We start from the raw sequence: 12,386 nt of genomic DNA on the forward strand, positions 1-12,386 counted from the left end.
AAATTACAATGTTATATGGCAAAGTACTGCCGGCTCCAACGGCAGTACTTTGCTAGAAATGATGTTGTTACCAAAATTACTGAAATGGTACAACCCTACATGTTGAGTTACTGTCGGCTCCTAAACGATAGTAACTCAACATACTTATTACCAAAATTAAAGAAACGCAATTGACGGTTTCCTCATTCTGGAGGAGTTATTTTCCTCATATTAACTCTGATGCATTAATAGCCAACTGAAGGCCATTAACACTGTGTAAGTAGTGGCTCAGCAAATATAAAACCTTTTTGAGTCTAGTGAACATAGAAATGAACAATCGACGTGATGCGCAAAAAGCTTCGAGTTTATTCCCCCCTTTAGATATTACTCTCATATACTTTATACCCGGGATAATAAGTATATTTAAGTTAGTTAAATTATACACAAACTATGTTTCATTGAACTTTCCATGAGCATAACAAAGTATAAAAGTTAGGTATTATTTGTCTTACTCAAGCATTACTCAATCTTGCATTTAGCTAAACAAAAGACTGTAGAAGTATTACAGAGGACATGAAAAACCCGCTCTATCTAAAGAAACCGGTATACGAAGATCAGCTGGTCATTGACTATTGACTCAGCCTCTGCTAAGATATGGGCATTATAGTTCGTGCAGTATTTATCATATTGATAGAATTGGTTACTGGCCTGAAACCAAACTTACCTCTTCTGTTTAACTAGCTTTTTCGGCCACTTCCGGAAAAGCTTTATTTATTTTTGAACATATATCTAAAGGTGGCATAGCAATGTTGAACCGAACGCGCCTTAACACCCAAATTATGATATTTCTAACTACAACTATAACTATATTAATGTTACTTTATCTGGCCTGGGACAGCTACGTTCAACGCCAGCAAGCGTTAGAGGATTTACATAAAAGCACCTCTGTTCTGGCTAACTCCTTACTGTCGACCCGGACTTTCATCGCCCAAAAGCAAGAGTTAATCAACAAAGACCAAAATGGAGCCGTACATTTTAAGAATCTTAATCCTTCTGTTGCTATTCGTGACATATCCGAATTGTTTAACGGTACAATGGGATACACCTTCAAGCAAACTAACTTAACTGTACGAAATCCCCAAAACGCACCCGATCTATTTGAAGTTGAAATGCTGAAAAAGTTGGCAGATGATAGAAACCTTAATGAAGAATGGGCTGTTGATACAGTAAACGAGAAAAAAGTTTTCCGCTACATGCGCCCCTTATACTACGATACCAGCTGTTTAACCTGCCATGGTAAGCCCGCGGGACAAATGGACATTGCTGGATATCCTAAAGAAGGATCGAAGATAGGAGATTTCGCCGGAGCAATAAGTATTGTAGCGCCGATGGAGCAAATGGAGAAAAATTACCAAAATATGCTTACTGGCCGCTTGCTGGCCATATTTACGCTCTGGCTAACTCTAACTTCTATAATCTACCTTATTATCCGAAAAAGTTTCGTTAAACCCCTTGAACATATGACAGCACTAGCACAAAAAATTGGACATGGCTATCTAGATGTTCGTGATCCGCGAGCAATGGGAAACTTCGAAATCCAAACGCTGTATGACAGCTTTCAATCTATGGCCGTAAACCTTAAAGAACTGCACGATAACCTAGAAACCAAAGTTAGTGAGCGAACGAACGAATTAGCTTCCGCCTACCAAGTATTGCAAGCCCATCAACAACAATTACAAGATATTAATAAAAAGTTGGCTGAGGCGAGCGAAGTCAAATCCGAGTTTATTTCTACAATGAGTCACGAGCTGCAAACGCCGCTTACCGCTATGATTGCCTATGCTGAGATCATCCTGGAATATGGAACGGAAAAGACAGAAGTAACAGAATATGTATACGATATTTATCAAAGCGCCCACCACCTGCTGGATTTAATTACAGACATATTGGATTTATCGAAAGTGGAAAGAGGTAAATTGCTACTTCATCCGGTTGTCTTTGATATGTCTGAAATTACTGTGGTATTGGAACGAATTCTCCAACCTTTGACTAGCAGAGCTGGCTTGACTCTTACTATTGAAATACCCGATGAACTCCCGGTAATTCAAGCTGACAAAAATAAAGTAAAACAGATTTTAATGAATTTATTATCCAATGCCGTAAAGTTTACACCAGTTGGCGGAAGTGTTTATTTAAAAGTTTGTTATCTGGATGACGAGGAGAAGCTATTGATATCTGTAAATGACACTGGCAAAGGAATGTCCGAAAATGATCTTGCATTTATTTTTGATAAATTTTTCCAAGCCGACTCCGGAACAACCAAGGAATTTGGCGGAACAGGTTTAGGTTTAGCAATTACTAAGCATCTTGTAGAACTTCACGGAGGAACCATTTGGGTAGAAAGCACACTTGGAAAGGGAAGCACGTTCTACTTTACCTTACCAATACAACAAATCCACATCAAAGCTTGATTTATTAAAATGATTTACTGATATGTCAAAAAAGGGGCGATTATAGTGCCTGCAATTTTGGTTGTAGATGATGAACCAAAGATTTTGAGAATTATTGAACATTGTCTGAAACGAGAGGGCTATGAAGTTGCCACTGCCCTTGATGGACAGCAAGCCATTGAGCAATTTCAGCGCCAAGACTATGACCTAATTGTCCTTGATCTTGCGCTACCGAAAGTCGATGGCTTTCAAGTATGTCGAACCGTTCGAGAAACCTCTTCTATCCCAATAATCATCCTCTCTGTTAGAAATCAAGAGGTAGATAAAATTCTAGGTTTCAACCTGGGCGTAGACGATTATTTAACCAAACCGTTTAGTCCAGTAGAACTATGCCTAAGGGTAAAGGCTATCCTTAGGCGCACTAAAGAGGAAAACCGTTCATCAAGTATTGACGGTTCGAGTTACAATCACAATGGGTTAACTATCAATCCTACATCCAGGGAAGTATTCTTGGATGATCAGCCTATTGAGCTGACCGCTAAAGAGTTCGATATATTATGGTTTATGATAAAGCACCCAAACAAGGTTTTTACACGGAAACAATTGTTATATCAAATATGGCAAAACGATTATGTGGGAAACGAAGATACAGTCACAGTTTTAATAAGCCGATTACGAGAAAAAATTAAACGAACCGATTCACAGTTTTCTTTTATTCAAACACTCCGGGGTGTAGGTTATAAGTTCGTAATTTAGTAACCATAAAAATATAAAAACTATACCCCCAATAGTACCAATCAAAAAGGGATCGCGTTGAAACTTTACGGTTCAACACGATCCCTTTTTAAATGCTATCATTTATTACTATACGTTTAGCCACTTCCAAGGTAATTTCCTTTTTTAGTACTTCCGCCTGTTCCTTTGTAGGGATGCTAATTTTAAGAATATCTTGAACAAAAAGATGGTCGTGAATGGAGGCAAGATTGATTTCTGCTGTTACCAAGGCTGCATATACACCTGCATAAGCAAGTAAGCCGCACGCTAGAGACTCACTGGCCGCATTAGGGTTGCCGAACTGAACGACATCAATCGAAAATTTCATAACTTGAAGACAATTCTGTCCAACCGACAGAGAAAATCGTGCGGCTTCCTTGCTTGCTTCTTGCACTGCGTTTTTCCTAACTAGCGTTTCAGTTTCGTTGCTTTTAGGAAGTTTATATGCATTAACAATGCTTAAATATGATTGGCCATCGCCATCTATGCCTCGTAACAATTCTGCTTTTAGCCGTATACCTTCCTGCTTGAGTTTGGCAATAGGCTCCTGAATGTCTTTAAACGTCTCTTTGCCTTCGGTCAGGTTGCAAACCATTAAACCTAATCCTGCTCCCAAAGTTCCTGCTAAAGCGGCCACACCCCCACCTCCCGGCATTGGCGAATCTGAAGCAAGCTCATCTACAAAGTCGGTTATACTCTTATCGATTAACATAGCATTTCACTCCTACATTTGTCCAATTGATAGAAAGTTTTACCATGTGACAATCCTTTTTTCCTAGTCTCGAGAAAAATTTGCAACAAGATATTGCATTTACACTTTCTTTATACTTCCCCTATTTTTCCGTCCCATCCGAATTATTGGGTAACCCAAACAAACAGTTGATTCAGAGACTGAATTAAAACTAATCCTTGACAGCAACTTCCAGCAAGCTTATAATTTGAACATATTCAATTATAGAGGTGCTACAATGGCTAGAACTCCACAAGATCCACAAATTAGAATCACTGAAATCTTAGATGCTGCCGAATACTTATTTTCTAGCAAGGGCTACCTTGGAACTACAATTAGCGATATCGCCAAAAAAATGGGCGTTGCCCAGGGAATGCTCTATTACTACTTTAAGTCCAAAGAAGAAATTTTAGAATCATTAGTTATTCGTCAATCTTCTTCCTTCCTGGCTGAAATCAAAAAGATAGCTTATTCCGACAGTCTTATCCCCCCCCGCAAAATCGAATTAATGATATCTACCCTGCTCCAGGGCGTTCAATACAAAGGCGGGTTGTATCTTGACTTATTGCATGACGATCAGCTTCTACATGTTAGGTATAAAATATCTCGCCACAGTAACCTCTTCCTCTCACCATGGATACTAAAAGTCATTAATGAAGGAAACGAAAAACAATATTTTCATGCATCCCATCCGCAGACAGTTTTGGATTTCATCCTGGTAATTATCGAGCTTCTCATTGTTGCCTTACCTCAGAAACTACCTGCTGAACTTTTGTCCTTTCGCTTGAGAATGGCTGAATCCATTATTGAAAAAACGTTAGGAGCGCAGGAGGGAACAATCCATATATTGCTGTAAATCGCATAGAAATACAAATTAATAAAAAAACTCCGCTATTCAACATACTGAATGGGCGGCTTTTTTCAGCTCATTAATTGAATGTATTCAATTAATAGTTTTTACTTCTGCCTGAATCTCTACCACTTACTAACGAGTTAGCTAACCATTAAACGAAAGGAGGCTTGTATAATGTGTACTATCATTCAAGGCATACCTGTTATGGTTGACCCGACACTATCCTGGGAGGAAATCAACAAAATTGTGACTGAAATCATCCAGGATTGGGCCTGGGAAGGCAGAAATCTCGGAAAAATCGAATTGCTTAGCGATGGACAATTAGTTCATATCTGCTCTTATGAAAAACCGTCTGTCAAGCTTGTCCCTCTAAAAAACTAATTGTGAATGAGACTAAGGAGTGAAACAATGCAACAATTAAATTGGTTACGTAAAATACCACCAAAGAAGTTATATTGCGGTTTAGCCACAGCAATCATCGGGCTCGGTATCATTGCGGGCGTTATCCTGAAAGATCATAACAAGCCAGTAGCTGCAGCCGAAGAGATTGCGATAGTACGCACTGCGGTAATTGGCACTACAAAAAATACCCAGGAGTATACCTATTCTGGTGAAGTACGCGGCCGCTATGAAAGTCAATTGGCTTTCCAGGTCAATGGAAGAATTACCAGCCGAAATGTCCAATTAGGCAGTCACGTTAGCGCCGGCGATGCGTTGATGCAAATTGACGCCAAAGATGTTGTGCAAACCGTTAATAGCAATTCCGCTCAGGTGTATTCGGCTGAGTCGCAGCTACAGTTAGCAGAGAGCAATCTCAATCGGTACCGCGAATTATTGGAAGGCGGCGCTATCAGTCAATCCCAATATGACCAGTATGCCAATGCCTATAATGTAGCTGTTGCCGGGGTGCGGCAAGCTTCTGCTCAATATGAGCAAGGTACTAATCAACTGGATTACACTCTTTTAAAGGCCAATAAATCTGGTATTGTGTCCAGCATTTCTGCCGAAATAGGCCAAGTCGTCAGTGCTGGACAAATCATTACCACCGTGGTGCAGGACGGCGACCGCGAAGTGGAAATTAGTGTACCTGAAAACCGCATTGAAGAATTACGCCAAGCTAAGGACATCAAAGTCACTTTTTGGGCATTAGCTAATAAAATGATTGCTGGCAACGTAAGAGAGATTGCCCCTATGGCTGATTCAACCACTCGTACCTTTAAAGTACGCATTAGCTTACTAAACCCGCCGCCTGAAATGAAACTAGGCATGACCGCCAGCGTAACCGTGGTCAGCAGCAATGTACCGCAAACTACAACTATTCCACTGACTGCCATTTATCAAACCGGCGATACGCCAACCGTTTGGGTGGTAACAGACGATATACTTACCTTGCGCCCCATAAAATTGGGCAACTTTATTAATGAAACATCAATTGAGGTCCTCGAAGGCTTACAGCAGGGTGATTGCATCGTAACCAAAGGCGTACATAAACTCAAAGCAGGACAAAAGGTACAAGTTGGCGGTGAGTCCCTGTGAAAAATTTCAATCTAACCGAATGGGCGCTAAATCATAAACATTTTATCTACTTTTTCATGCTCCTATTTTTTGTCACCGGCCTCTACTCCTATAATAACCTCGGCCGCATGGAAGATCCGGACTTTACCATCAAACAAATGATTGTCAATGTCTCCTGGCCGGGTGCTACTGCGCGGGAAGTGGAAGAACAAGTTACTGACAAAATAGAAAAAAAATTGCAAGATTTGCCAGGACTTGATTATGTGAAAAGCTTCTCCAAGCCTGGGATAGCGGTTATTTACGTTCACTTAAAAGACACTGTTCCTCAAAAAGATGTCCGTCTTAGGTGGCTAGAAGCCCAGAAAATGGTTAACGACATTAAAAATACTTTGCCGTCTGGTGCTTCTGAACCCGCGTTTAATGATCGGTTCGACGATGTATATGGTGTAATGTACGCACTTACCGGTGATGGCTATACCTATGAAGAAATGCGAGAAAAAGCCGAACGTATTCGCCGTATTTTGCTGGGTGTCCCCTCTGTTAACAAAGTTCAACTTATAGGTGTGCAAACAGAAAAAATTTATATTGAAATAGAAAATAGTAAATTGGCGCAGTTGGGAATTAGTCCTGATCTGCTTACTTCCACCCTGGCAGCACAAAACGCCAAGACTGCTGCCGGTATGTTGGAGACAGCCTCTGATAATATCTATTTACGCATTACCGGTATGTTTGAGCAGTTGGAAGATATCCGCAATGTTCCTATTCAAGCTAACGGACGTACTTTCCGCTTAGGTGACATTGCCAAAGTAACCCGTGCCTACGCCGAGCCTAGTGACCCTAAATTTTATTATAATGGTGAGCCCGCCATTGGCATTTCGCTGGCGATGAAGCCTGGTGATAATATTCTTACCTTAGGCGAAAACCTGGCTAAGACTATTGAGCAAGTAAAAAAAGAGCTGCCTGCCGGACTGGAAATCCACCAGACCGTTAATCAGCCTGAGGTAGTAAAAACTTCGATTAATTTATTCATAAAAACACTGATGGAAGCGATCGTTATCGTTTTACTTGTTAGCTTTGCCAGTCTGGGCGCCCGCGCCGGTCTGATTGTCGCCATGTGCATTCCCCTGGTTATTTTGATAACCTTCTGCTTTATGGATCTATTCGGCATTCAGTTACAGCGAATATCGCTGGGTGCCCTGATTATTGCGTTAGGTCTGCTAGTAGATGATGCCATTATCACCATTGAAACCATGATTGTCAAATTGGAACAGGGCTGGACCCGTTTCAATGCTGCCTGTTTTTCCTATACCTCAACAGGCTATCCGCGCTTAACCGGTGCCCTGGTCACTGTTGCCAGCTTTATCCCTGTCAGCTTGGCTGCTGGCAGCGGCTCTGAGTATTGTATAACTATTTTCTACGTCATTGCCATTGCCCTGATTTCCTCCTGGGTCGTGGCCGGGACAGTTACCCCGTTAATGTCTTACTTATTTATTAAGATTAAACCAAAAGCAGCAGACGTAGATGAACATGATGTCTATGATACCAAGTTTTATAATCTATTTAAACACACCTTGACTTGGTGCATGTCGCATCGCAAAATCGTGCTCGCGGTTACTGCCGCCTGCTTTCTCGGCGCTGTGGGTTTAATGGGATTAGTCAAGCAGGAATTCTTCGCAAGTTCTACCCGGCCGGAGCTTATTGTTCAATTACAATTACCGGAAGGAGGTTCGATAAACACTACTGACGAAATCGCCAACCAGGTTGCCGCAAAGCTAAACGACAATCCACTGATTTCTTATTATACCTACCATGTAGGTGAGGGGGCGCCCCGGTTTGTCTTAAGTTTTGAGCCGACTTTCTCCAAAACCAACTTTGCTGAATTTATCATTGTTGCTAACGACTATAAGGCCCGTGACCAGTTGAATATTTCACTCAGTAAGTTAGTAAATGATGAATTTCCCAGCGTGCATGTTCATACCAAGATTATAACCAATGGGCCGTCAGCTGAGTACCCGGTTATGTTGCGCGTCAATGGCTATGACCAGGATAAAGTTCTGGAGATAGCCGAAAAAGTACGTATTGCCATGGAAGCCAACCCGGAAGCAAAAAATGTCAACCTGAACTGGAATGAAAAAAGTAAAATTATTCATCTGGCTGTTGATCAAGATAAAGCCCGCAACTTAGGCATTACCTCCCAGACGCTGTCTAACGCTCTCCAAGCCCAGTTAAGTGGTACGCCTTTTGCAGAATTTAGGGAATATGACAAAACCGTTAACATGGTTTTCCGCTTTGATTCGCAGGATCGCTATGATCCCTCCCGCATAAAAAATCTCAATATCCAAGCCAGTAATGGTCAATATATTCCCCTTGATCAAATTGCCAAAATCAGCTTTGATACCGAACATGGTTTGATTTATCGCCGTGATTTAAAACCTATGGTTTGGGTACAGGCGGAAATAACGCCAGGCGCAACCGGTGACGATATCGCCCAGCAAGTATATGAAAGTCTTGCTGATGTACGCGCCAATCTGCCCTTAGGCTATAGCATCGATTATGATGCTACTAAAAGTGACAGTGTAAAAGCGAATAAGTATATTGCTGCGACTATCCCGACGATGCTTATTTCCATCATGATCCTACTGATAACTCAACTGCAAAGTATTCCGAAGTTAATTCTAACATTGCTAACAGCGCCGTTAGGACTCATTGGGGTGTCAATCGGCCTCTTGGTTACCAACAGTCCTATGGGCTTTGTTGTAACTCTGGGAATTCTGGCCTTAGCCGGGATTATTATGCGTAACACAGTCGTTTTGATGGATCAAATTTCTCAGCAGCTTGAAGCCGGCGAATCCCTCTGGGATGCCATTGTCAACGCTACAATTATCCGTTTTCGCCCCATCTGCCTAACAGCAGCTGCAGCTATTCTCGGGATGGTTCCTCTATTTACCGATGTATTTTGGGGACCAATGGCTATCGCCATCGCCTCCGGCTTGGCTGGCGCAACAATACTAACACTAATCGTACTGCCGGTTATGTATGCTACCTTGTATAAAGCACAACCAGCCACAAACGCACAGGCTTCTGAAACAACTACTACTGCAAATAAACCTTCTGTTTAATAATCCTTACTTGGTAATTATATTGAAATGGAGTTGTTACCTATGGAAAAACTGTATAAAAAAATTTTGGTGCCGATTGACGGTTCGAAAAACTCACTTAAGGCTTTGTCACACGCAGTCGCAATGGCACATTCCTTGGATGCCGAAGTCGCCATCCTTTATGTATCAGTTTTATCGCAGCAAACACCCTCATATGATCAGGTGAAAGGGGCTACAATTCCGGCAAATATCTCTACAGATCCCGCAAATTTTGCTAAAAAAAATACTTGCAGAGGCTTTAAAACATGTTCCAGAAGGCACCAGTGTTCATACACATAATGAAATTGGCGATCCACGCATTGTCATTACAGAATTTGCCGAACAAAACGGCTATGATATCATCGTCATCGGCAGCCGGGGCTTAGGAACCCTTTCAGGATTACTTCTGGGCAGCGTCAGTACCTACGTCATCCGTAACTCTCATTGTCCTGTTTTGGTTGTCAAATAGATTCTTAAAAGGGAATGATAGTATGAAAAACCAATCTCGGTGCCAGCTCTCTTGGTACCCAGCTCCCACTACTTGGCTATCACTCTTATTGGTAGTTTTACTCTTTCCCCTAGGCCTCACTTTACCACCCTGGTGGGGCTGGGAAAATGGACCGATAGAAAACACACAAGTTGTAATTCTTGCTATCGGGGCTTTCGTATCTTTCTTTGCAGCCAAAAAAAATCAGGAAAATCGTCAAATCCGCTCTTTTTGGTTATGGCAGATTCCAGTTTGGTTGCTTCTCATAGGGCGTGAGCTGAGTTGGGGCAGAGTTTTCTATCCAATTGCGATCAGAGCAAACGGTCCCAGTTTTCTATCCATACATCAGCTCTGGTATGGGCAATTTGTTTATCCGATTATTGTCGTTGTCACTCTAATCAGCTTATTGGGGCTTTGGCACAATTTCAATCAGTTTCTTCTGGGATCAAAATTGAATCTTCCGGCGCTTGATCTGATCCTGCTCACCCTCGCAGTGATAGCGTCACATTTTATTTTCGAAAAACAAGTGATTATCGCATTAAAACCTTACGCCGAGATGCTGGAAGAACTAGCTGAGTTGATCGCCTATTGGTGCATGGTCAGTATCGTCGCAACAGTTGGTTTTGCAAAACAGCAAAATTAATGCCCATTTCTATCCCTCCTCCCCAAGCCTAGAACAATCAATCCGTCAATTGCCAAAATGATAATAGCTAAATCTGTCAGTAGTCTTCCAAAGTTGAAGAGAACAGTTTTTTATCTCATCCAAAAACTGTTCTCTTTTCTCTTCAGGTACTACAATCACTGCGCTACCTGCTTTAGAATTCGTCATGAAACTTACTAGCGATTCTGTCGGCATCGTGTATTTGCTTGACCAACTTAACTCAGTCTGAGGTGATGCCACTGTTTCTGATGAGGTAAGTTTCACTGCCGTTTTGCCACTGTAATAAACTGCCGATGTACTATAGAACTCGTAAAATCCTAGTCGGTGATTACTATAATTTAGCAGGTTTTGCGCAAAATCTTTTTCAGATCTAGTATCAGCAATAGCAGGAAAGATAACAAATGACACTATCACATATACTGCAACTTGGCACAAACAAAGTAACCCCAAAACATATTTTGGGCGTTGCTGTTTTATTTTCGGCCAGACAAATGCTACTATCAGCATCAGACTACCCCCTATGGCAGCAAGCCACAGGTTTTCAAGATAACGTTGAGCTGCAATAATATAGCCGAGTGTCGAAAAAAACATGGGAATACCTACCCAATAGATAATTGTGTTCGTTTTATTCTGAATTAGCAGTTGCTCTAGATAATTCCCGGTTAACATCGCAACAGGAAAAAGCATAGGAAACGTATAGGTAAGATATTTAGTAGCCATAAACGAGTAAAATAAGAAAAAAACTCCCATCCAGATGAAACTAAATAACCATAGTGGTGATTTTCGCAATGATCGGTTTTTACAAGTAGCAACCATTGCCTTTAGTGCTAGAGGTGCCCAAGGCAGCATACTAAGCAAAAATACTACAACATAGTAATAAATTACATTATCTTTTGGATGCTCTGAAACTGTCGCACGCAGATAATTGTGCACCCCCAAAAAGGTATCAATAAACTCGGCCCCATGAGCATAATACATGGCAACATACCAAGGCAATGCAATCGCCGAAAACAGGAACAAACCTGCCGGTATTGACATTTTTCTAAGTTCTGCCCACTTACGCTGCACTGCAATAAATATCACCATCACGAGACCAGGCAACAGCAGGCCAACCGGACCCTTAGTTAAAACGGCCAAAGCCATGCTTGCATACATAACATAATACCACCGTTTTGTCCCATCCGCCTTGGTATATCCAAGGTAAAAAAATACAAGCGCCGCACTGTTAAATACAAACAATACCATATCAGTAATGACGAATTTTGCAAGAAGCACATACTCTAGCGACGTTCCCATAACAAGAGCCGATAATAATGCTACTGATTGATTCAATGTTTTGTTCAGAAACCAATATATCAACACCACACCCAATCCGGCAAACAAAGCTGGCGTTAAACGTGCCGCCAAGTCGGAAAATCCAAAAAATTTGAAAGCAAGAGCGGTAAGCCAATAGAAAAATACTGGTTTGTCAAACCATGCGTGACCATAGATCTGGGGCGAAAGCCAATCTCCACTTTTCACCATTTCTTTTGCAGTAAGCGCATAATTAGATTCTACAGGATCTGTAATCGGCACAAGGTGGCTAAATAACAGATAGGAAACAAAAGAGACTAAAAACAATCCTAAGCAAAGCTGTCTAGAGCGAACGCCTGCAATCGATATTGACACGGCCACCAAAATCACCCCTTAACTAATTAGTTATATACAGGCACAACAGTCGAAATATACTTCATAGTATTTCCCCTCACAATCTCATATATAAATATAACTATTGCTTCATTTCGTAGTCATTATAGCAAT

At 41.4% G+C, this 12,386-nt stretch carries 11 protein-coding genes; 9 read left to right on the forward strand and 2 right to left on the reverse strand.

Going from position 1 to position 12,386, the window contains the following annotated elements:
* Positions 1–785: 785 nt before the first annotated feature.
* Both ACZ449_RS11175 and ACZ449_RS11180 read left to right on the forward strand, forming a co-directional pair.
* Complete coding sequence (locus ACZ449_RS11175; protein ID WP_464261083.1) at positions 786–2,450, forward strand: c-type heme family protein; 1,665 nt, start codon at positions 786–788, stop codon at positions 2,448–2,450.
* A gap of 45 nt (positions 2,451–2,495) precedes the next feature.
* The gene (locus ACZ449_RS11180) at positions 2,496–3,185 is read left to right on the forward strand and encodes a response regulator transcription factor (protein ID WP_464261084.1); all 690 of its coding nucleotides are present in this window, start codon (positions 2,496–2,498) and stop codon (positions 3,183–3,185) included.
* Between the two features lie 88 nt (positions 3,186–3,273).
* Here the strand turns inward: ACZ449_RS11180 and ACZ449_RS11185 are convergent, their stop codons facing one another.
* A complete protein-coding gene (locus ACZ449_RS11185) occupies positions 3,274–3,915 on the reverse strand; it encodes a cyclodeaminase/cyclohydrolase family protein (RefSeq protein WP_464261085.1) in 642 nt (213 codons plus the stop codon).
* A 256-nt stretch (positions 3,916–4,171) separates the two neighbouring features.
* On the opposite strand from ACZ449_RS11185, the gene ACZ449_RS11190 reads away from it, so the two are divergent.
* From ACZ449_RS11190 to ACZ449_RS11220, 7 genes are all read left to right on the forward strand, one after another.
* Positions 4,172–4,789, forward strand: coding sequence for a TetR/AcrR family transcriptional regulator (locus ACZ449_RS11190; RefSeq protein ID WP_464261086.1), 618 nt, complete (start codon positions 4,172–4,174; stop codon positions 4,787–4,789).
* A gap of 171 nt (positions 4,790–4,960) precedes the next feature.
* The gene (locus tag ACZ449_RS11195) at positions 4,961–5,167 is read left to right on the forward strand and encodes a hypothetical protein (protein ID WP_464261087.1); all 207 of its coding nucleotides are present in this window, start codon (positions 4,961–4,963) and stop codon (positions 5,165–5,167) included.
* 27 nt (positions 5,168–5,194) lie between these two features.
* On the forward strand, positions 5,195–6,322 hold the full coding sequence (locus ACZ449_RS11200) for an efflux RND transporter periplasmic adaptor subunit (RefSeq protein ID WP_464261088.1): 1,128 nt from the start codon (positions 5,195–5,197) through the stop codon (positions 6,320–6,322).
* Positions 6,319–9,420, forward strand: coding sequence for an efflux RND transporter permease subunit (locus ACZ449_RS11205; protein WP_464261089.1), 3,102 nt, complete (start codon positions 6,319–6,321; stop codon positions 9,418–9,420). Before ACZ449_RS11200 ends, ACZ449_RS11205 begins: the two co-directional genes overlap by 4 nt.
* Before the next feature lie 42 nt (positions 9,421–9,462).
* Positions 9,463–9,738, forward strand: a complete 276-nt coding sequence (locus ACZ449_RS11210; protein ID WP_464261090.1) for a universal stress protein — start codon at positions 9,463–9,465, stop codon at positions 9,736–9,738.
* Positions 9,671–9,907, forward strand: a complete 237-nt coding sequence (locus tag ACZ449_RS11215; RefSeq protein ID WP_464261091.1) for a universal stress protein — start codon at positions 9,671–9,673, stop codon at positions 9,905–9,907. The genes ACZ449_RS11210 and ACZ449_RS11215 overlap by 68 nt, the downstream gene beginning before the upstream one ends.
* 22 nt (positions 9,908–9,929) lie before the next feature.
* Positions 9,930–10,568, forward strand: a complete 639-nt coding sequence (locus tag ACZ449_RS11220; RefSeq protein WP_464261092.1) for a hypothetical protein — start codon at positions 9,930–9,932, stop codon at positions 10,566–10,568.
* 45 nt (positions 10,569–10,613) lie between these two features.
* Here the strand turns inward: ACZ449_RS11220 and ACZ449_RS11225 are convergent, their stop codons facing one another.
* On the reverse strand, positions 10,614–12,260 hold the full coding sequence (locus ACZ449_RS11225) for an ArnT family glycosyltransferase (RefSeq protein WP_464261093.1): 1,647 nt from the start codon (positions 12,258–12,260) through the stop codon (positions 10,614–10,616).
* Between the last annotated feature and the right edge of the window lie 126 nt (positions 12,261–12,386).

Source organism: Desulfosporomusa polytropa, assembly GCF_055380075.1.

What these genes read in the sequence shown, in the direction of transcription:
- ACZ449_RS11195 (WP_464261087.1), top strand. Translation starts at nt 4,961, where the DNA reads ATGTGTACTATCATTCAAGGCATACCTGTTATGGTTGACCCGACACTA.
- ACZ449_RS11185 (WP_464261085.1), bottom strand. Translation starts at nt 3,915, where the DNA reads ATGTTAATCGATAAGAGTATAACCGACTTTGTAGATGAGCTTGCTTCA.
- ACZ449_RS11210 (WP_464261090.1), top strand. Translation starts at nt 9,463, where the DNA reads ATGGAAAAACTGTATAAAAAAATTTTGGTGCCGATTGACGGTTCGAAA.
- ACZ449_RS11220 (WP_464261092.1), top strand. Translation starts at nt 9,930, where the DNA reads ATGAAAAACCAATCTCGGTGCCAGCTCTCTTGGTACCCAGCTCCCACT.
- ACZ449_RS11175 (WP_464261083.1), top strand. Translation starts at nt 786, where the DNA reads ATGTTGAACCGAACGCGCCTTAACACCCAAATTATGATATTTCTAACT.
- ACZ449_RS11200 (WP_464261088.1), top strand. Translation starts at nt 5,195, where the DNA reads ATGCAACAATTAAATTGGTTACGTAAAATACCACCAAAGAAGTTATAT.
- ACZ449_RS11190 (WP_464261086.1), top strand. Translation starts at nt 4,172, where the DNA reads ATGGCTAGAACTCCACAAGATCCACAAATTAGAATCACTGAAATCTTA.